Origin of the sequence: Microbacterium sp. cf046 (genome assembly GCF_900114345.1) — a bacterium.
Lineage (GTDB): Bacteria > Actinomycetota > Actinomycetes > Actinomycetales > Microbacteriaceae > Microbacterium.
The window spans coordinates 887218-907895 of sequence record NZ_FOZJ01000003.1 but is presented as its reverse complement, the minus strand read 5'-3'; the positions used below and the strand labels follow the sequence as shown (position 1 = coordinate 907895).

Annotated in this window: 21 protein-coding genes; 10 read left to right on the top strand and 11 right to left on the bottom strand. The window is 65.4% G+C overall.

Translation table 11 applies throughout. The features are described from left to right. Positions 1–19: 19 nt before the first annotated feature. The gene (locus tag BM349_RS16690; protein ID WP_175525340.1) at positions 20–1225 is read left to right on the top strand and encodes an MFS transporter; all 1206 of its coding nucleotides are present in this window, start codon (positions 20–22) and stop codon (positions 1223–1225) included. A 56-nt stretch (positions 1226–1281) separates the two neighbouring features. Here BM349_RS16690 and BM349_RS19105 read toward each other — a convergent pair whose 3' ends face one another. The 3 genes from BM349_RS19105 to BM349_RS16675 are packed head-to-tail and all read right to left on the bottom strand — an operon-like array spanning position 1282 to position 2968. After that, on the bottom strand, positions 1282–1647 hold the full coding sequence (locus BM349_RS19105) for a DUF2255 family protein (RefSeq protein ID WP_091708490.1): 366 nt from the start codon (positions 1645–1647) through the stop codon (positions 1282–1284). A 17-nt stretch (positions 1648–1664) separates the two neighbouring features. Further along, positions 1665–2072, bottom strand: a complete 408-nt coding sequence (locus BM349_RS16680) for a (R)-mandelonitrile lyase (protein ID WP_091708488.1) — start codon at positions 2070–2072, stop codon at positions 1665–1667. Continuing rightward, the gene (locus tag BM349_RS16675) at positions 2069–2968 is read right to left on the bottom strand and encodes a helix-turn-helix transcriptional regulator (protein WP_091708486.1); all 900 of its coding nucleotides are present in this window, start codon (positions 2966–2968) and stop codon (positions 2069–2071) included. Before BM349_RS16675 ends, BM349_RS16680 begins: the two co-directional genes overlap by 4 nt. A 127-nt stretch (positions 2969–3095) precedes the next feature. Here BM349_RS16675 and BM349_RS16670 point away from each other — a divergent pair, with 127 nt between their 5' ends. The 9 genes from BM349_RS16670 (at position 3096) to BM349_RS19060 (ending at position 11166) form a co-directional block, all read left to right on the top strand. Further along, on the top strand, positions 3096–4145 hold the full coding sequence (locus tag BM349_RS16670) for a zinc-binding dehydrogenase (RefSeq protein WP_175525339.1): 1050 nt from the start codon (positions 3096–3098) through the stop codon (positions 4143–4145). Positions 4146–4218: 73 nt separating this feature from the next. After that, positions 4219–5787 carry a Na+/H+ antiporter gene (locus tag BM349_RS16665; RefSeq protein ID WP_091708481.1) on the top strand — a complete coding sequence of 523 codons (1569 nt, stop codon included), beginning with the start codon at positions 4219–4221 and terminating at the stop codon, positions 5785–5787. A gap of 85 nt (positions 5788–5872) precedes the next feature. Beyond that, positions 5873–7390, top strand: coding sequence for an MFS transporter (locus tag BM349_RS16660; RefSeq protein WP_091708477.1), 1518 nt, complete (start codon positions 5873–5875; stop codon positions 7388–7390). A gap of 53 nt (positions 7391–7443) precedes the next feature. Further along, on the top strand, positions 7444–8331 hold the full coding sequence (locus tag BM349_RS16655) for an aldo/keto reductase (protein ID WP_091708474.1): 888 nt from the start codon (positions 7444–7446) through the stop codon (positions 8329–8331). A 28-nt stretch (positions 8332–8359) separates the two neighbouring features. Then, entirely contained in the window at positions 8360–9376 is a 1017-nt protein-coding gene (locus BM349_RS16650; RefSeq protein ID WP_091708472.1) for an aldo/keto reductase, read from the top strand. A gap of 132 nt (positions 9377–9508) precedes the next feature. After that, positions 9509–9805, top strand: a complete 297-nt coding sequence (locus BM349_RS16645) for a hypothetical protein (RefSeq protein ID WP_217645684.1) — start codon at positions 9509–9511, stop codon at positions 9803–9805. A gap of 20 nt (positions 9806–9825) precedes the next feature. Beyond that, positions 9826–10608, top strand: coding sequence for an SDR family oxidoreductase (locus BM349_RS16640; protein WP_091708468.1), 783 nt, complete (start codon positions 9826–9828; stop codon positions 10606–10608). Next, positions 10605–10985: a nuclear transport factor 2 family protein gene (locus BM349_RS16635; RefSeq protein WP_091708467.1), complete on the top strand. Its 381-nt coding sequence runs from the start codon at positions 10605–10607 to the stop codon at positions 10983–10985. Before BM349_RS16640 ends, BM349_RS16635 begins: the two co-directional genes overlap by 4 nt. Positions 10986–11031: 46 nt before the next feature. Beyond that, positions 11032–11166, top strand: coding sequence for a hypothetical protein (locus BM349_RS19060; protein WP_302848258.1), 135 nt, complete (start codon positions 11032–11034; stop codon positions 11164–11166). Positions 11167–11772: 606 nt separating this feature from the next. Here the strand turns inward: BM349_RS19060 and BM349_RS18600 are convergent. From BM349_RS18600 to BM349_RS16595, 8 genes are all read right to left on the bottom strand, one after another. Continuing rightward, the gene (locus BM349_RS18600) at positions 11773–13059 is read right to left on the bottom strand and encodes a hypothetical protein (protein ID WP_139230956.1); all 1287 of its coding nucleotides are present in this window, start codon (positions 13057–13059) and stop codon (positions 11773–11775) included. Between the two features lie 9 nt (positions 13060–13068). After that, positions 13069–13338 (bottom strand): hypothetical protein, encoded by a 270-nt coding sequence (locus tag BM349_RS16625; RefSeq protein ID WP_091708463.1) that lies wholly within the window; start codon positions 13336–13338, stop codon positions 13069–13071. A gap of 91 nt (positions 13339–13429) precedes the next feature. After that, complete coding sequence (locus BM349_RS16620; RefSeq protein ID WP_254773959.1) at positions 13430–13819, bottom strand: sulfate permease; 390 nt, start codon at positions 13817–13819, stop codon at positions 13430–13432. Positions 13820–13958: 139 nt separating this feature from the next. Beyond that, the gene (mobF, locus tag BM349_RS16615) at positions 13959–17405 is read right to left on the bottom strand and encodes a MobF family relaxase (protein ID WP_254774012.1); all 3447 of its coding nucleotides are present in this window, start codon (positions 17403–17405) and stop codon (positions 13959–13961) included. 113 nt (positions 17406–17518) lie between these two features. Next, positions 17519–18664 carry an alpha/beta hydrolase gene (locus BM349_RS16610; protein ID WP_254773957.1) on the bottom strand — a complete coding sequence of 382 codons (1146 nt, stop codon included), beginning with the start codon at positions 18662–18664 and terminating at the stop codon, positions 17519–17521. 46 nt (positions 18665–18710) lie between these two features. After that, positions 18711–19664, bottom strand: a complete 954-nt coding sequence (locus BM349_RS16605) for a DUF6545 domain-containing protein (protein ID WP_254773955.1) — start codon at positions 19662–19664, stop codon at positions 18711–18713. Positions 19665–19672: 8 nt separating this feature from the next. Beyond that, complete coding sequence (locus BM349_RS16600) at positions 19673–20137, bottom strand: ImmA/IrrE family metallo-endopeptidase (RefSeq protein WP_091708459.1); 465 nt, start codon at positions 20135–20137, stop codon at positions 19673–19675. Positions 20138–20201: 64 nt separating this feature from the next. Next, entirely contained in the window at positions 20202–20624 is a 423-nt protein-coding gene (locus BM349_RS16595) for a hypothetical protein (RefSeq protein WP_091708456.1), read from the bottom strand. Positions 20625–20678: the final 54 nt, after the last annotated feature.

Genomic DNA, 20678 nt, shown 5'->3' with positions numbered 1-20678 from the left:
GCTCGCCGAGCGGTCGGGAGTGATCGTGGCGGACGGGTCGCGCGCGCCACGACGGCTGGCTCGAACGGGAGCCTTCGCGGTCGCCACCGCCGCGTTGACCGCGATTTTCGTGTCTTCAGGAATGCCGATCCCGCTCTACAACCTTTACCGATTGGACGACGGAATCACCAACTCCGCCCTGGCGGTGACGACAGTCGGCTACCTCTGCGCCACGGCCGTCGCCCTGCTCGCGTTCGGCCGGTTGTCCAACCACCTCGGTCGTCGCCCGGTCGCGGTCGTATCGATCGTGCTGGCCATCGCGGGAGTCATCGTTCTGAGTCAGGTGCACAGCCTGCCGATCCTTCTGCTCGGCAGGGTGCTCCAAGGCTTCGCCTGCGGTATCGCCTCGAGCACGCTCGGCGCGTACGTCGTGGACACCGCGCCAGCGAAGCCCCGCGCGATCGGCGCGCTCGTCACCGCCAGCGCACCTCCCTTTGGCATCAGCATGGGGGCGATCCTGTCGGGCTTCCTCGTCGAGTCGGGTCCTGCGCCGCGAACGCTGGCATTCCACCTCATCGCGGGCGTACTGATCGTTCTCGCACTTCTGCTCGCGTTGTGCCCCGAGACGATGCAAAGAACCCCGGGCGCACTCCGATCGCTGCGGCCCCGCATTCAGACGCCGCGAGGCTCCCGGCGCATCCTAATCGGCGCCGCAGCCGCTTTCATCGCGACGTGGGCCATCGCCGGCTTCTACCAGGCGTTCGCCCCATCGATGACCGCCGACTACCTCGACACCAACAACGGACTGACCGTCGCGCTCGTATTTTCTTCCGTCGTGATCCTCAACCCGGTGGGCGGCATCGTCGCTGGGTGGGTGGGCAGTCGATGGTCGCTCCGTGTAGGACTGATCGCGTTCGCCCTCGCGTTCTGCGTGGTCGTGGCAGCTATGACTGTCGGCGACATCCGGATCTTCCTCTTGGCGAGCCTCATCGCCAGCATCGGGATGGGGGCAGCAAGTACAAGCGCCATCGACATTCTTATGGATGGCGCCGAGCCCCTCGAGCGCGCCGGCCTGCTCGCCACGGTCTACCTGATCTCTTACGGCGGGGCTGCGACTACCGGACTCTTCAGCACCGCGACGGTGGACACGCTTGGCCTGTCGACGCTCGCCACAATCTTCGCCGCGCTGTGCACCTTTCTATCAATCGTGGCTATTGCGGCTCTACGTGTAACCAAACCTGGTTGAGGGGAACCCTTGGCCTACAACGCCTGTGGCAACGGCACACATCCGTCAGCCGTTAGTCAACGTGGATCGGTTCGCAAGGTGGTCTGCTTCGAGAGGGAGTTCGTTATCGCGCGGGTGGCGGACCCGTTGCCGTACTTTGCCGTGTAGGCGGCGTCAATCGCGGCATCGTGTGTGGAGTCGAGGGTGTAGGTGACCGATCGGGTCTGGTCACCCCAGGCGAGGAATCCCTCGAAGTATCGTGCGACGCCTTTGTACCACTGGCCTTCTGGGCCCTTCACGGATCGTAGGTAGAGGGTTCCGTCTACGACGACTTGCCAGACGATGACGAGTGTGCGTGAAGTGCCGTCGGCTCGGCGTCCCGCGACTCGCACCTCACCGGCCCTATCCAGTTGGCGAAGTTCTTCCGGTGTCCACCCGCTCATCAGTCTTCTCCGCCTTCTTAAACGGTCGCGCCGGCGTACTCGTCGTCGGTGATGTGTTCTTTCCAGGTCGTGGTGGCGGCGGGATCGTCGCCGGCCTCAAGCATCGCGATGTGTTCCATGAAGCAGCCCGCTGCGGCGGCGTGCCAGTGGTCTTCGCCCGGTGGAGTGTAGAGCGTTTGACCGGGGTGCACCTCGATGACTGTGCCGTCACGGTGTCCGAATCGTGCGATGCCTTGCGTGACACGGATGTATTGGCCGCGGGCGTGGGAGTGCCAGGCTGTTCGCGCGCCTGGCGCGAACCGCACCGTTGCGACGGTCATCCGCTGGTCGGGCTGGTGCGGCGCGGCGATCACGTCGACCCACACGTCGCCGGCGAACTGTCCAGGCGGGTTCTTCGCGGTCGCGGGATTCCTTTCGATGTTCATTCGGTCCTCTCGGCTGCTGAGTTCGTGTTTTCTTGCGATGTCGGTGCAGGTGGTGCAGCGGTGGCCGCCCAGCTTGCGAGGACCCGAAGTGCATCGGCAGATGGGCCGCCGGGTTCGGCGGTGTAGGTGGACAGAGTGAGCCCGGGGTCGGCGGGGAGCTCGAAGGCCTCATAGGTGAGCTCGAGGTCCCCGACGACGGGGTGGTGGAGCCGTTTTATGCCGCTGCGGTGGTAGCGGACGTTGTGCGCCGCCCAGAGGGTGCGGAATCGCTCTGATCGGGTGGAAAGTTCGCCGACGAGGTCGGTGAGGCGCTTGTCGTAGGGGTTTCGTCCGGCTTCTCCGCGCATGGTGGCGACGAGCTCTTGGGTGTTCTTGTCCCAGTCGACGTAGAAGTCCGGCGCTACTGGGTTGAGGAACGCGAATCGGGCGCTGTTGGGGGCGGGTTCGGCGAAGACGGGTGAGTAGAGCGCGCGGCCGAGCCGGTTGGCGGCGACGTAGTCGAAGTAGTTGTTGCGGATCATCGCCGGGGCGTCGGTGATCGCGTCCAAGAGCCGGAGGATGCTCGGCCGCAGACCGTCCACGCGTTTGCGCGTTCTACTTGCCGTAGGTGACGCGTTCGCGGTGTGGGCGAGGTCGAACAGGTGGGCCGTTTCGGCATCGTCGAGCTGTAGTGCGCGAGCGAGGGAGCCCAGGACGCTGTCGGACGCGCCGGACAGGTCGCCACGCTCCAGGCGGGTGTAGTAGTCGACGCTGACCCCGGAGAGAAGAGCGACCTCTTCACGGCGCAGCCCCGGAACGCGCCGGTTCCCGCCGTAGGCGGGCAGTCCTGCCTGGTCGGGGGTGATGCGGTCTCTGCGCGTGGAGAGGAACTCGCGCACTTCGCCTCGGTGATCCATGTGCTCGACGGTACGCGCCTGTTGCGGGCCGCGGGAGGGTCTGTCAGTACCGGTGACAGCGGTCACTCCCGCACGCGCGAAGGATGCTGTTCTCTTGAGGCATCCCGACCACTGAGGAGTGTTTCGCATGCTTGCGACTTTCATGTACGGCGCCGGCGACGTGCGCGTCGAGACTGTGCCCGATCCGACCATCAAGAACCCGACCGACGCGATCGTCCGCACCGTGCGGTCCTGCATCTGCGGTTCCGACCTGCACCCGTACCACTCGATGGATGCGTCCAGCGAGGGCAGCCCGATGGGCCACGAGCTCATCGCCGTTGTCGAAGAGGTCGGCGCCGACGTAACGACGGTCAAGCCCGGCGATTTCGTCATCGTGCCTTTCGCGTTCCAGGACAACACCTGCGTGTTCTGCCGAGAAGGGTTCCAGACCTCCTGCATTCATGGTGGCTGGTACGGCTCCGCCGAGACCGGTGGGCTGCAGGCTGATCTTGCCCGGATTCCGCTCGCTGACGGCAGCCTTGTGAAGGTTCCCGATCTGGATCCGGTCACGGCCGATGACGGCGTGCTCGCGTCGCTGCTGACCCTGTCGGACGTGTACCTGACGGGGTATCACGCCGCCCATATGGGGCAGGTGCAGCCCGGCAAGACGGTCACCGTGATCGGTGACGGCGCGGTCGGTCTGTCCGCCGTGCTCGCCGCGAAACAGCTCGGCGCGGAGCGGATCATCCTGATGGGGCGCCATACCGCCCGCACCGACCTGGGTGTGGAGTTCGGCGCGACCGACGTCGTTGCCGAGCGTGGCGACGAGGGTATCGCGAAGGTCATGGATCTCACCGGCGGGGAGGGCTCGCACATCGTGCTCGAAGCCGTGGGGCACATGCCTGCGTACGAGCAGGCGTACGGGCTCGTCCGCCCCGGCGGGATCATCTCCCGCGTGGGCGTCCCGCAGTATGAGGACGCCCCGGTCGGGTTCGGTTCGCTGTTCGGGAAGAACGCCCGCCTGGCGGGTGGCCCGGCCCCCATCCGCGCGTACATCGAAGCGGCGATCCCTCAGGTGCTGTCCGGTCAGATCAACCCGGGACGGGTGTTTGACCGCACGATCTCCCTCACCGAGGTGCCCGCAGGTTACCAGGCGATGGATGACCGTACAGCCCTCAAGGTGATGGTCACTCCGTAGGCGCACTGTTGCTGTCGGAGCCCGGTCGTTCCCCCGCGACCGGGCTTCGACGCCTCCGGAAAGGAGCGGACGGATGAACCCGCTGGAGATCATCGTTCTGGTTGGTGTCCTAGTGCTGCTCGGGTCCTGGCTGGGTCCGCGGGTCAGGGTGCCCGCCCCGTTGCTGCAGCTCGCGTTGGGCCTGCTGGCCGGGTTCGTGCCGATGGTCCGCGAGATCCATCTGCCTTCTGAGGCGGTCTTGGTGCTGTTCCTTCCCGCGCTGCTGTTCTGGGAGTCGCTCACCACGTCCCTGCGGGAGATTCGCCGTGACCTGCGCGGCATCCTGATTCTCTCGACACTGCTCGTCGTTGCCAGCGCGTTCGGGGTCGCGGGCATCGGTGTCGCGCTCGGGTTGGGGTGGAGCGCCGCGCTCATCCTCGGCGCTGCCCTCGCACCCACCGACGCGACCGCGGTCGGTGCGATGGCGCGGTCCCTTCCGCACCGCAATATGACGATCCTTCGGGCGGAAAGTCTCATCAACGACGGCACCGCCCTGGTCGTGTATTCGATCGCGGTAGGGGCGGCGGTCAGCCACCTCGCCTACACCGGGTGGCAGATCACCGGACTGGTCGCCCTCGCCTACCTCGGCGGCGGCGCGATGGGTCTGCTCACCGGATGGGTCGGCACCCTGCTGCTGCGACGCCTGACAGACCCGGTCGTAAATAACACCGCACTTGTCGTGGTCCCGTTCGTCGCGTTCCTCGCCGCTGAGCTCATCCACGCGTCCGGGGTGATCGCCGTCGTCATCGCCGGACTCATGCTCAGCCAGACCGGACCACGCGCAAGCACACCACAATCCCGGCAACAGACTTTCGCGTTCTGGTCACTGACCACCAGCATCCTCAACGGGGCACTGTTCGTGCTGATCGGCATCGAAGCACAATCCGCTGTTCGCGCAGTTCCCACCCCGGAGATCCCCGCACTCCTCGCTCTGACCGTTCTGGCATGGATAGCGATCGTCGTGATCCGGTTCGTGTTCCAGATGATCACCGTCTCGCTCATCCGGCTGCTCGACCGGCGCCCATCGCAACGCACCCGCCGCATGTCGCACCGCGCCCGCGTCGTCTCAGCGATCGCCGGGTTCCGCGGCGCGATCTCCCTCGCGGTGGCGCTGGCCGTCCCCGCGACCCTGTCCGGGCGGGCCGAGATCATCTTTGTCGCCACCGGCGTGGTCATCCTCACCCTCGTCGTCCAAGGCCTTTTGCTGCCCCCCGTCGTCCGGTGGGCAGGCTTCGCACCCGATAGCTCCCTCGAGGACGAGCTCGCCACCGCCCAACGCACCGCCACCGCAGAGGCCGCCCGTGACATCCCCGAACTCGCCGCCCAGCTTCACGTCGCCAACCTCGTTCGTGACCGCATCCTGGGCGAATACGCCGAGCACCTCGACATAATCGACCGCTCCCGTCAGCCCGGCGACCAGGCTGCCGCCGCCGCCCGAGAGGAGGAATACACGACCCTTCGCCTGGCGGTTCTGGAACGCAAGCGGGACGTGATGATCCGGCTGCGCGACGAAGGCACCATCAACGACACCACCCTCCGCACTATGCAGACCCGTCTGGACCGGGAGGCATTACGTCTGAGCCAACCCGAAATCCTCGAATAGCGAGGGGGGTTCCGGCAGTACCTGGGACACCCCGCACTCCCACGGAAACAGGCCCAGTGTTGATATGGAGGTGGGAAGGAAACCGATGACCTCGACCTCCGGTGCGATCCGCACCACACCGCGGCACAGCACCCCGCTCCATAAGGGCGCGATCTTGACGATCATCCTCGTCAGCTACTTCATGATCCTGCTCGACAACTCCGTGATCTTCACCGCGCTACCCAGCCTGCAAGCAGACCTGCATCTGACCGGCACGGAACTCGCCTGGGTGCAGAACGCCTACACTCTCGTCTTCGGAGGCCTGCTACTCCTCGGGGCCCGCGCCGGTGACATCCTCGGCCGCAAACCCGTGTTTATCTTCGGCCTCATCGTGTTCTCCGTCGCGTCACTGCTGATCGCTCTGTCCCCGGCAGGGTGGTGGCTGATCACCGCCCGCGCCATTCAGGGCATCGGCGCTGCGATCGTCGCCCCCTCCGCACTGTCGCTGATCACCGCGACGTTCCAGGGGGCGGAACGGTCCCGCGCGGTCGCGTGGTACTCCGCGACCGCCGGTATCGGTGCCAGCCTCGGGCTGGTCGTCGGCGGAGCGATGGCGTCCTGGATCTCCTGGCGCGCCGGGTTCTTCATCAACGTCCCCATCGGCCTGGCGATGCTGATCCTCGCACCCCGCTTCCTGCCCCGCACCCCCGCCCTCCCCGGCCGGTTCGACATCACCGGAGCCATCACCTCCACGCTCGGTGTCGGATCCTTGGTGTTCGCGATTCTGAACGCGGCCGAGAACGGCTGGACAAGCCCCGCCACCGTCATCGGGTTCATCTCCGCCGCCGGCATCGTGACGGTGTTCATCGTCGCCGAGTCCCGCGCGACGCAGCCGATCATGCCGTTGCGTCTGTTTGCTAGTCGCCTCCGCACCGGCGCCTACCTCACCCGGCTGCTGTATCTCGGCGCGATGATCGGATTCTTCTTCTTCACCAGCCAGTACCTGCAGGAAGCGCTCGGCTTCACCCCCCTGCAAGCCGGTCTCGCATTCCTGCCGATGACACTGGTCAACTTCGCCGTCGCGATCGCCATCCCTCGCCTCACCGCCCGGTTCGGCAACACCCTCCCCCTGATCGTCGGGGTGGCGCTCACCCTGGGCGGGATGTTCTGGCTCAGCCGCATCGCGCCGGATAGCACCTACCTCACCGCCGTCGCGCTTCCGATGCTGCTGATCGGCGCCGGCCAGGGTCTCGCGTTCGCGCCGATGACCACCTTCGGGATCAGCGGGGCCACCGCGACCGACGCCGGCGCCGCGTCCGGCGTGGTCAACACCTTCCACCAGGTCGGCTCATCCCTGGGCCTCGGGATCCTCGTTGCGGTCGCCGGCGCCGCCGTCTCGGGAAGCACGGGCAACGCCGCGGCAACGATCACCGCTGAGGCCGGCGCCGCACTCACCGCCGGGAGCATTTTTCTTGCGGCCAGCCTGGTGATCGTCCTCACTCTCATCGCCCCCGCCTCCGCCGCAGTCGGTCGCAAGCGCGCTGCCGCAAACACCCCCGCAGCGGGAACCACGATGTCCTTCACCGTCGCCAAGACCGTCTTCGCCGACACCACCCCCGCCTGACCACCGGCGCCACACCGACACGACCAACCCGCTCTCACACGAAGAAGGAAATCATGATCGATCTCACGCTCAACAACGGCGTCACTCTCCCCACCGTCGGACTCGGCGTCTTCCAAAGCCCGCCCGAGGAAACTGCCGCAGCCGTCGATACCGCCCTCCGCGTCGGCTACCGGCACCTCGACACCGCGGCCGCGTACGGCAACGAACGCGAGGTCGGCGAAGGCCTTCGCCGGTCCGGGGTCAACCGCGACGAGGTCTTCATCGAAACGAAGGTGTGGGTCACTGACTACGGGTACAACCAGACGCTGCACGCGTTCGAGAAGGCGACCGGCAAGCTCGGCATCGACGCCCTCGACCTGCTGATCCTGCACCAGCCCATCCCCACCCGCTTCGAAAACACCATCGCCGCATACAAAGCGCTCGAGACCCTCCTCGCTGACGGAAAGGTCCGCGCGATCGGCGTCAGCAACTTCATGCCCCACCATCTCGACCGACTCCTCGCCAAAACCAACGTCGTGCCCGCGGTAAACCAGGTGGAGCTGCACCCCTACTTCGCGCAGCCCGACGTGCAGACCGCGAACGCCGCGCACGGCATCCTCACCCAGGCGTGGTCACCGATCGGCGGGATCACGTTCTACCCCGGCCCGTGGGGTGACGAACGTCGCAGCGTCATGCAGGACGCCACGATCGCCGAGATCGCCGCGGCGCACGGGAAAAGCCCCGCACAGGTCATGCTGCGCTGGGGTATCCAGCAGGGCCGGTCGGTCATCCCCAAGTCCACCAACCCGACCCGGATCGCCGAGAACTTCGACGTCTTCGACTTCGAGCTGAGCGAGGAGCATATCGCCCGCATCGACGCGCTCGACACCGGCGTCCGCGGCGGGCCGGATCCGGACAAGCCCAGCGACGCGTTGTTCGCCCGCGAGATCGCCGAAGCGTGACCCCCGAAACCTGGAACGAGATCTTCTGATGGATTACCGCCCGCTCGGACGCACCGGCGTCCAGGTCAGCCCCCTGTGCCTGGGCACCATGATGTTCGGCCCCTGGGGCAACCAGGACGAGGCGGACAGCATCCACATCATCCACCGCGCTCTGGACGCCGGCATCAACTTCATCGACACTGCCGACGTCTACTCCGGAGGCGTCTCCGAAGAAATCACCGGGAAAGCGATCGCCGGCCGCCGCGACGACGTGTTCCTGGCCACGAAGTTCTTCATGCCCATGGGCGAGAACCCGAACCACCGTGGCGGGTCACGTCGCTGGATCATCCAGGAGGTGGAGAACTCGCTGCGACGCCTCGGCACCGACTGGATCGACCTCTATCAGGTGCACCGCCCCGACCCCGCGGTCGACATCGAAGAGACCCTCGGCGCGCTCAGCGACCTCGTCCACCAGGGGAAGGTCCGCTACATCGGATCGTCGTCGTTCTCCGGGTCGCAGATCGTCGAGGCGCAGTGGGCGTCACGCGATCGGAACCTGGAACGATTCGTCACCGAGCAACCGCCGTACTCGATCCTCGTCCGCGGCATCGAGGAAGACATCCTCCCCACCACTCAGCGGAACGGGATGGGCACCCTCACCTACAGTCCCCTCGCCGCCGGGTGGCTGTCCGGGAAATGGCGGAAAGACGCCGCGGGCAAGCCGGCCTCCTCGGCCCGCCCAAGCGCACGCTTCGACATGAGCAGCCCCGCCAACCAGCGCAAGCTCGATGTCGTCGAGAACCTGGCCCAACTGGCCGAGAAGAACGACATGACGCTGATCGAGATGGCGATCGCGTTCGCGATCAACCACCCTGGCGTCACCGCGGCGATCGTCGGCCCGCGCACGATGGAGCAGCTCGAGTCATACCTTCCTGCCACCGAGCTCGCTCTCTCGACGGAGATCCTCGACCAGATCGACGCGCTCGTCGCCCCGGGCGTGACCATCAACCCCGACGACAACAGCTACGGCACCCACGAGCTGCAGCCCGCCGCCCGCCGGCGCTGATCGGCAGTCCACATGTCTTCCATAACGGGTCGGAGCAGCGCAGCAGTGGGGGTGGCGCTTCTTGGCGCGGCCCTCGCCTCGTGCGCCGCCCCCGAAACACCCACCCCCTCGATGACGGGAGAAGCGGACGCGGTGAGCGACTACCAGGACGGCAGCTACGACGCGACCGGATGGTACGGGTCGCTTCCCTCACACCATGACGTGACCCTCACCCTCCGCGACGACACCGTCACCGAGGTGCAGATCACCACCCCCGCCGATGACCCCGTCTCTCTCGAGTATCAACAGCGGTTCGCTGCCGCGCTGCCCGGGGAGATCATCGGACGCGACATCGACACACTCCAGATCGACCGACTCGCGGGCGCATCCGGTTGCTCGGAGGGCTTCATGGACGCCCTCGCGAAAATCAAGAACGCCGCCCAGTCCTGAACCGCCCCGAAAGGCACCCCATGAGCACCACCCCTCTCACCATCCTCCTCGTCGGCGGAACCGGCAGCATCGGCCGGCACGTCACTACCGCCGCCACCCGCGCCGGGCACCGCGTGCGCATCCTCAGCCGCATCCCCGGAGACGCCTCCACCCCCGGGGCGGACGCCGTCACGGGAGACTTGACCGATCCGTCCACCCTCGGCCCCGCTGTCGACGGGATCGACGCGGTCATCTTCACCCACGGCACCCACGGCGGTGAGGCCGGCTACCGTGACGTCGACTACGGCGGCGTCCGCAACGTCCTCACCGCGATCGGAAGCCACCCGGTGCGGGTCGCGCTGATGACCGCCATCGGTGTCACCGTCCGCGACGGCTCCTACAACCGGTCCTCGAAAGCGCACGACTGGAAGCGTCGCGGCGAACGACTCGTCCGAGCCAGCGGGCACCCGTACACGATCGTGCGCCCCGGATGGTTCGACTACAACGACGCCGACCAGCACCAGCTCCACTTCCTGCAAGGAGACACCCGCCGCGCCGGGGACGCGTCGGACGGCGTCATCGCCCGCTCCCAAATCGCCGACGTCCTCGTGGCCGCACTCACCTCACCGGCCGCGGCCGGCAAGACGCTCGAGCTCGTGGCCGAGCACGGGCCCGCGCAGACCGACCTGGAACCGCTGTTCGCCGCGCTCAACCCTGACGTCGAACTGGACGGCCCCGGAGACAAGGACAACCAGCCGGTCGCTGACGAACCCGCCGTGGTCCGCGCGGAGCTGGAGCACCTCACCGGCATCGCCACCGCATGAACAGCCAGGACGCGGAGATCGTCGACGAGATCACCCGCAACTACCGGGAACAGTGCGACGCCATGGTCGGCGCCGACATCGACGAACTCCGCGGCCTGCTGGGCGAAGACTTCACCCTCACCCACATGACCGGGTACCTGCAGCCCAAGGCCGAATGGCTCGACGACATCGCCAGCGGGCAGATGACCTACCACTCGATCCGGAACGTCGACATCAAAACCGACGTTCGCGGAGACGACGTCACCCTCGCCGCCCGGTCTCACACTCACGCGACCATCTGGGGCGCCACCGGAACCTGGCCGCTCCAACTGGACCTCGCCTACGTGCACACACCCACCGGGTGGGTCGCCGCGCGTGCCGTCGCCAGCACCTGGTGACCGCGCACGATACGGAGCTCTACTACGACGACGAAAGGAACTTTTCATGGCTGACCTTGACGGGAAGATCGCCCTCATCATCGGGGTCAGCTCGGGCATAGGCTTCGGGACCGCGAACCGCATGGTGGAAGAGGTTGCGTTCTCTACACAGCAGCTCACCTTCGGCGAACGCGTCAACTGATTCCCACATCCGTCTCCGGACGGCACCCGGCTCGCGTACGTAGCTTTCCTCCTGGCACCGAAGGGCACCCCGCTGACCGCGACGTCATCGTGCGAATCTGCGACTCGGACGGGTCGAACGTGCGCGACCTGCGTCACCTGTTCGACGGTCAAGGCACCATCAACGTCCCAAGCTGGGCGCCGGATAGTACTCGGATCGCGCTCGCAGAGTATCCGGTCGCCGAAGGCAGATCCGAATGGTCCGCGTCAGTATCCTCGACGCCGCGCGCGTCGCGCCAATGGTACGAATTTGATCGGTCAGTGGGCACGCTGACACGGACTTGCGTGGCGATGGGCGCGCGGTCCGTCGAGCGCGCCACGGCATATGCGCAGACGTGTGGATTCCCGCGAGCATTGACCGGGTACGCCGCACTCCTAGCCTCGGAGCCATCGACCCTGTAGACGCGGAAACCCACGAAGCGCGCGGATTGGTCGGCGGCCTCCCTAGCGTCAATAAATCACGCCGGCATCTTCGATGGGTGATCACAGGATTAACCGCTCGTGCATGTGGTCACATCCCAAGAACCAATAGTCGCCAGTTCCGTAAGCAGTGCCCGCGAAGGATTCCCTATCGTCCGAAGGATTCGCGTCCCGATGGCTGCCCGGGCGACAACCTGGCGAGACTTGGAAGGAGCGCACGCTCAACCTGATTCGCCACTCTCTGCGAGACCCCATCTGGGCCGCGCTTGCTTGACGACGTCTCGAGCATCTCATCAAGCGCGCATCGAACAACCAGCAAGTCGGTGAGCAGCTTTGGCGCACCGCGTCGAGCGCGAACGGCGTTCTCAAGGTCAGCGTCAGCTCGAAGTCGAGCGCTGTGACGCTGAATATGAGCCTTTACCGCAGCCTTGATTTCATCCAGTCGGCGCTCCCGAGCGACGATCGCAGCGGCCGATTTCGCACTGCGTATCGCTGCCGCAATTTCGCGGCTTGTCAGAAAATCGACGCGCCGCACCCGTTCCGCGACGACCTGCGCAGCGCGGGCGTACATGACCTGCTCCGCGTCGACGGCTGGCAGCCCTATGCGCACCCGCATTGCGACAAAGGCCTCAGCGAATTCCAGCATCCGGTCGCCATGGGCGATCACCTCGTCCGTCAAAGTCGCGGTGAAAGCCGTGAACTGACGTAGTCGCTCCGGGAGAGCCGGATCCGTGAAGTAGTCCGAGGCTGTCTGGTCGTTTGCTCGCCGCTCGCCCGCCGTTGAGGGATGAACCCGCTTTGGCGGCAGACCAGCTCGGACGAGGCGCTTACGGAGTCGGGCCGCCGCGGCATTCTTGTCCAGATCCGCTCGGTACTTGTCGGGATCACTCCTGCGTTTGCGCTGGATCTCGGCGGTGCGCTCCTTGTTGCGATCGGCCCATGCTTTCCGAGCGTGCTTCATCTTCTCGGGCGCCGAGTCGCGCCACGCAGTCGCGCGGGCGTTGAGCTCTTCACGATGGGCAATGCGATAGCGCCGGTAGTACTCGTCGACCTTGTCGGAATTCGCCGCAGCCCACCGACGGTGGTAGTCGCGGACATGGTCGGGGTGTGCTGCCTTCCAACGCCTCGAGGCGTCGTTTACCCTGCGCCGCTTGTCGGCGAGCTGCCGCTTGCGTGCGGTGGTCCGACGCATGGACTCACGATTGAGCTCTCGGGAGCGCTCGAGGTTCTCAGCCTTCCATCGTCGGTTCAGCTCACGAACGCGCTCAGGATGCGCCTCCTTCCAGCGGCGCGTCGAAGCCGGATGTTGATCCGAGTGGTCTTGACGGTATAGTCGCCGCCTCTCGCGGATCCGCTCTCGGTCATCCAGTTGCCCGTCGCCAGACCGCTCTTTCTGGTCGGCGCGACGCTCACCGTCGTTTGGTGCGTCGGCCACCCCGCTCGCCTACTCTCCGATCGGCTCGGGTGCCAGCCCGATGACCAGTTCGATGAGCTCTGCGCGATGCGCCGAGGGGTTTGTTATCACGCGGCCGACGGCGGCACGCAGTTCCTCGAGGTCGATGGAGTCCATCGCGATCACCGGCTCGAGGCAGTAGTTGAGGTCCTTCTCAAGGCTGTAGTCGCTGTCCTCAACGGCGATCTCGGGGTAGTAGAACAGTGAGGCGAGCGCAGTCCGGTGCAGGAGTTCGTCGAACTGCTCTTGGGGCAGAGTCATGCGGAAACCTCCGAGTTCGAATGCCAGCGCTGCGCACAAGACTGGCCCGAAGATGAGGTGAGCTCATAGCCCCTCGCGGTGCAACCCAGAATCAATGCATGGCCCTGGAGCGGGACCCGGTGACGCGTTCAAGTTCGACTCCCTCGCTCATCACGGGCATGACCATCATTTTCCGGATCTGACTCTCCTGCGTGCGCACACGCACGAGACACACCAGGCTCGTAGGGCCTGCTGCGACGAACTTGAGCGCGTTCCAGAGAAACAGCAAAACGAGGAGGTTCAGCCATCCGGGCGCACCTCGCTCGGCAAGCCCCGCGCAGAGCACGGCGGAGAAGAGGTAGGCGCCCGCGATGAGCATCGCCGGCACTCCCCACTTCAGGCCACGACGTGTGAAGATCGCGGCGAGAAGGATATTGGTCGGCATGAACCGACGCAGGAAACTGCGGAGACGGATGCTGAGCATCCAAATCACTCCGAACATGCGGCTGCCCTCCATGTGTTCGGCAACGAGAACAGGGAGGGACTGACCGAAAGGCCTGTCGTACCGACGCGCTGAGCGGCGGCGCGGATGAGGTTGCCTGAGACCAGGGTAGAACGCCGGACCGACATGGGGAAGACCATCAACGAACGGGGGCATCGAGTTCGCGACCGGTCCCCCGTGTTTCTCGACGCTGGTCACGCGTCGTTCGCGCCAGGCGGTGCGCCATCTCAATCGCTGCCCGTGCCCGTGCGGCATCCCGCTCTTGCGCGGCCGTTGCCGGAGCGGGGCCGAGGGCGTGATGTCCAGCAACCCCGTACCTGTCCCGATACGCCGCCACCACTCGCGCCTGGCGCCTCCACGTCGCCGCGACAGACCCATCGGGCTCGGAGCCGAGTTCGCTTGCCCACGCCTCGTGCCCTGCGAGCGCGTCCTCTGCAAGGTGTTGGGCGCGTCTTTCCATCAGATTTCGGCGTTGGTCTAGAGCCCGGCGCATATCAGGGCTCATCGACCCCAGCGCCTCGGCTATGAGTCCGACGATCAGCCTCGGCGCGTTGCGGCCGAGGCCCCGTGAGGTTTCGCTGTCTGTCAGCATTGAAAGCCGGGACAACAGCACCGCTGCGTAGTCGTCGGCCCCATCCAGCCCGCGCGAGCGCACGACGGCGGAGAACAGCTGGACGACGTCGTGGCGATGGGCCTCGGCACGGCGAAGCTCAGCAGTCAGGGGTCCGAAGGCTTCGGACTCGATCACGGCCGACGCCTCGACGCTCGTCAGTCCGGAGCTCTCGATCAGCGAGACCCACCGTTCGCGTTGCGCGGCGGCCGCGATGGTTTCATACTCTGCGGCGAGCTGAGCAATGGATCCCCATCGGTCTTGCTCCAAGACGATCGTCTCGTGTGCCGACAACTCCGCGCCGACGTGGTGCATGACGCCGTTCAGCACGGTGCGGGCTGTGACATCAAGGGGATCTCCGGGGTGCGGTCCGGAGTGAGCACCTTCGGGAAGGTCTACCGCGACGTACGCGGTGTTGGTCTCGCGTCCTCGCGTCATTGCGACATAGAAGCTCTCGCGCGTCATCCCCGACCGCGCGAGGACATGGGCCGTGTCTGTAGTGATCCCCTGCGCACGGTGCGCGGTGATCGCGTATCCGAGGTCGACGTGCGCAGCGACGTAGGAGGCGTGCAAGCGCACAGTCGCTCCCCATTTCCGACCGGCCCGACGCACCAGCATCCCGCCGTCATTCAAGACCTCGATGACGCTCCATCGATCACCGTTGCGCACCCACGTTCTGCCAGTGCGCAGCGTGCGATCATTGCGCCGCGTGAGAATGATGTCCCCAGCGGCCGCAGCACTTCCTCCATGCAGGTTCACCTCCTTCAACCCTCGAATTTCGCCGTCAAGGATGCGCTCCGCGCGGGCACGGATATTGAGCGCTGCGACAGCGTCGTTCGAGTCCGCAACGAGGATCGTCGACTTGCCCCGACTCAAGTCCTGGCGCCATTGGGCGTACGCTGCGTCGATCATCGCCTCCCCGTCGCCCTCCATCACCCGCCCGTGCTCTGCGTATGCCTCGATCGCGTCGACATCGCCTTCACGAAGCTGGACGGAAGCGTCCTTCTCCCATTCATGTATGAATCTGTAGATGTCGACAAGTTCAGGCACGTCATCCCGATCGTGAACGAGCAGGCCAAACGCCCCTCCTGCATCAACCGCCTGCAACTGGGCTTGGTCGCCGACAAGGAGCACCTTTGCCCCAGCATCCGCTGCGCATGCGCTGATCCGATCCAGCGAGAGCGTGCCGGCGAGAGATGCCTCATCGATGATGACCAGTTGCCCGACAGCGAAGGTTTCGCCGTGGATCAGATGATTCGTCCACCACTTCGCGGTGTTCTCCGTGGGAATGCCGAGATCCTCAGCGAGCACGTGTGCTGCGCCCGCCGAGGGGGCGAGCCCGACCACGGACCCCTGGCCGTAAGCGGACTCCCATGCCTCGCGCAATGCACGCATCGCCGTTGTTTTGCCTGTGCCGGCGGCGCCGACGAGCACATCAACTGTCCGCCCGGATCTCCCTATCAAGTCGAGCGCCGCCTGCTGATCGGCGCCGAGCGCTATACCGTTGCGTCCGCCGCTCCCGGTATTCCGGTGCGTCACCCGAATGCGGGGTGCGCTTCTGTCGTGTGACCGATCGAGCAGTCGGGACTCGGCCTCGAGCATCATCGTTGCGGTGAACAATGCACTTCGACGCGCACGGAAGACCGAGGATCCGTCGGCACGCTGAAACGCGAGCGGGCTCTCAGCGACCTCAGGAGGTGACAGGCGAAGGGACGCGCGCTCGGCGGCATCAGCAATCTGCTCGACGACCATCACGCGATCGGATGCCGACACGAAACGCACCGGCATTGTCTGGCGTGCCGCCTCTGCGACCAAATTCCAACGACGCCATGTCGTACGTTTCTCAGCCACCGCAGTCATTACGTTGGTCCCCATGGCGGCAACAAGATCAGGAGGGAAGTCGACGGCTCGCATCAGTGCCTGCGGCTTGGAGTTGGCACGCAGGGCGTTTGCCCACCCCGTTGCATCTTGTCCAAGTAGCCGGGATGCGCGTTCGCGCCACCCAGCGGTCAGCTCCGCCAGGGATTGCAGTTGCTTTTCTGGACGCGTCGACAGCGTCGCCTGCGCGCGCAGCTTCATGATGGTTGCGGCACCCGGGCGGTGACCGCGCGCTGCAACATAGGTTGCGATGAGTCGATCCGTTTCGTCGTCGATGGCGTGCGCTCGAGTAGAGAACTCAGCGACGAGTTCTTCTGGAACGCCGACGATCGCCCAACTTCTATTTCGGTCACGGCCACGATCGCGCGCTTCCCACGCAACGCCGATTGAGCGTGCAAGTTCGTCACTGAAGATCGCTTCATGCAATTCCGACAGCGCAACCACCGCTGCATGCAGGGGCCTGCCATCCAGCGACCGCCACTTGCCATCGAGTGCCGTCTGCACCTTGTTGCTCATGACCACGTGGGTGTGCAAATGCGGATCACCGGCACGACTGTCGAAATGATCAAACGCTGTTGCAATGATTCCGTTCACCCCGACCTGCGCAACCGCCCCGTCGCCTGTGGCTGCGCCCGTGCGCGTCGATGCAACTTCGCGCTCGATGTAAGCAACGACGTGCGCAACCGCACGATGATGCGCACGCGCGATGGTCGCCTGCGTGTCGGCGTTGGCAACGGCCCAAAGTACGCTCGCCGACTTCGGGATCGAGAACGTGAAGTCGTAGCCGGCCACGGCACGCTGACCTGCTCGCTGCGCGTCGCCAGACCCGTATTGCGGATAGGCGCGGCCGAGCGGCTCGGCGCTAATGGGGTGGCGACCCATTCCGATGAGGAGCTGCAACTGAGCCTCGGTGACGGTGTCTCCTTCACGAATGCCGGAAGCCAGGGTGTTGACACCGGCTCCCATCCACCGCCCTGGCGGAGTTCCTTCGGCGCTGTAGTAGCGGGTCAAGGGCGTGTACAGCGAGCGCGCTCCGTCCCCTGCGGCCACGGTGCGAAGCAGGTACTTGTAGCCGTCGCCGGCACTCATGACCCGCATCGACACCGTCACCGCTCCACCTCCGCTCTTCGGGGAGGAGGTGCGCGCCCTCGATCTGCAAGAGGCGTGTCCGCTCTTGATGCGGTTCCGCCGGCGCCGTCGGAAGTGTGCGGTCAGCCCTTCGGGAGTCGCGTCGATAGCCAGGATGAGACGATCCGTTCCCAGCGCTCAGGGTCGGAATTCCAGGTCATCGTGTGGCCGGCGTCGAATTCTTCGAGGTGAACGCTGTCGGGTCGGATCTCGGCGAGCGCACGAGCGGATTGAAGCGGTGTGGAGTCATCCCGCGTGCCGTGAAGAATCAGGGTCGGCGTCTCGAGCTCGTGCGCGTGGGCCATCCAGGAGAGCACACGAAACGGAATCGGCCCGGGAAGTCCGATTGCGCGGGAGAGCGGGCCGAACGCAAGCCAAGGCACCGCGAGCCATCCTGCAGCCGCGGGCAGCCCGGCACGTACACAGTTGGCTTTCACCGTTGCGACCCAGTCGAGTACCGGTGATTCGAGGACCAGTGCGTCGATGTGCGGCGAGATGGCTGCGTCCAACACGAGCTGCAACGCGATGGCCGCGCCCATGGACCACCCGAAGAGCACGACACGTTGCGCTCCGCGACTAACAGCGAAATGCACGGCTGCGGCGACATCGTCGACTTCCGCAGCCCCGAGCATCGAGCGCCGGCCGCCTACCGAGGGTCCGTCGCCGTCGTTTCTGTAGCTCAAGACGAGCGAGGTGTATCCGAGTTCATCTGCAACGCGCGCGCCGCGCAGCGGCCCCGAACGAGGGCTGCCCATTCCGTGAATGTGAATTGCCCAAGTTGATGCATTTTGACCCGTACCCTCGAGCAACCATGCTGGGGCAATCCCGACGGGCGTCGGCAGGTCCACTTTTTGCGCCTCAATGCCTGCCTCGGCCGGCGTTGCGAAGTAGATACCGCTCCAAGAGGCGCGATCCCCGACCGAGGGCCTCAGCCCGGCCGAGAGTTTCGTAACACGGCGTTCGACTCGTTCCGGCCCGCGATCAGTAACGTCGTCGGCGAGCTGCGCCCATCCGCCGTCCTCGAACAGGAGGGCGTAACTGCCACGTCGGATGGTCTGCCGATTTCGGTCGACGACGACCACCACGGACTCGGGTTCCATCTCGACGTCCCGAATCACGAGTTCGAAGCGTCGGCGAGCGGGAGGAGCGGTGAGCCGGCGGGCTATGACGCCGCCCACGGCCAGCGCAGATGCGGCCACAGCGCCCAGCATCCATCCCAGCATCTTCATCGAACGCAACCTTGATGCTCGCTCCATCGTCCGCGGTAGGACCTGTTCACCGCACATCTGAGCCAAGCAGATGCGCCTCGGCACGTTCCAGTAGGTAACGGTCGTCGCTCGTCGGGTCGAACGCGACCCGTGAATCGATCATCGCGTCGCGGATCTCCACCACCTCGCGGTGCAGCAGCGTTTCCGGATCCTCGAGCCGGATCGCCGTTGCATCTCGCTGGATCAGGCCGGGGCGGAGCCGGGTGGCGGCATTCCACAACGGCGTGAGTTGCTGGACAAGATTCCGCGTGCGGGTCAGCCTTGTGCGCTCGTCGATGAAGCGAAGCGCCGGCTGCCCCGCGAGACCAATGCACAGGAAGAGAAACGTCAGGAGAAACAGCGGGGCGTATGCGGCGCCAACCCCAACCATCAGATCGAGGTCACCCACGAGATGCGCGATGTCCATCACAATGACAACGAAGCTCAGCAGAACGCCGAAGATCGCCCCGACGATCAGCGAACCGGCCGGGATGCGTCGAATACCGCGGCGAAGTCGGAACTGGCGTGTGGCAACTGCGCCCATGGCCGCGACCACGACGCCGTAGTACGTGAACTGGATGACGGAATACCAAGCCGCCGCCGACTGCGCTCCCAGGTCGAGCATGAAGTTCGTCGTCGTGGAGCCCTTGTCGATCAGGACGAACGCGATGACGAGACTCGCAAGCGCCACGACGAGCGTGACGGGGCCGAGCGCGATTCGAACGGGAAGCGGGTGGTACTCGGCTGCCTTCATGATGCCTCGGCCAAGGAAGAAGACACCGACCATCAAAGCGGCGTCAGCGATGAGAGTCCCGATGTTCGCGCCACCCAGGAGTGCATCGACCGGCAGATAGACAGCGTCGACGTTGAGGGTCATGGCAACCGCGATCGTGACTGCGGCGTAGAGGATGCTGCGCTCCGCCCTCCGCCGGCGCAGGATCAACAGACTGACGACGAGCACCCACATCAGCGCCGCGATCACTGTTTGGATCATCCGAAGATCTCCAAGTAGCGGGACTTCGTGAATGCCGACCCTCTGATCGCAGCAGCCAAGCGATCAGCGAGGGACTCCGCAGCGACTTCGCTCTCGGAGTCGAGGTCCTGCCGGGCAAGGAGGCGACGACGGGTGTGGGGCGGGATGTCGGGAAGCAGGAAGTCGTCGACAAAGTAGTCGTCGTCATCGCCGTGGCCGAGAATCATGTGGGCAAACTCATGGAGCACGAACTGCTGGCGGTGAAGCACCGAATCGCTGTGCGCATGGAGGACGAGATCCTCAGAATCGGTGATCAGCCACACGGCGCAGATCCCGTCGTGATCGCCGAGATCGACCAGCTCAATGATTCGAAGTGTTCTGTTGCGACGCTCCTGTAGAGCGCTGACCAGTTCGTCGAAGCTGAACGCACTGCCCAGCGCGAGTTCTTGCACGGCTGTAGACACGGTCTGTTCGATGTTCACGTGTCTCAACTCCCTTCCGCGAGCATGCGCACGGGCGGGTCGGCGAGGACCGGCGGGGCACTGCTCAGGTTTGCGTCATTTCCTCATCCAGGAACTTGCTGATCGCTTGAAGTGCCTTCGGTGACACGTCGCCCAACGTGCGCGCGGCATACGACTTGACTCGCGCCGCACGCATTGCGCGAATGAGGTCTATCTGCGCATTCACCTTCTCGGGCGTCGGCGCTCCCTCCTCGCCGAGAAGGAATGGAGCATCCACGTCGAAGTACGCCGCCAACCCGTCGACGATGACGGGGTCTCTGACGTATCGGTGACCGTTCACCATGTACGTCCATCGTGACCGAGACAGACGCGCCCCGCGCGACTCGAGAAACGCAGCGATCTGCGCGTAGGTCGGCTCGGCTCCGGACTCCGCGATGGACACATCAAGCAAGAGCCTGAGGCGCTTCGCCAGATCCTGTGCAGCTGACCTGTCATCATCTTCTGTCATTTCGCTGGAGCACCCTTCACCCTCGGGCAAGGCAAGGCAATCGTCGTGTCGCAC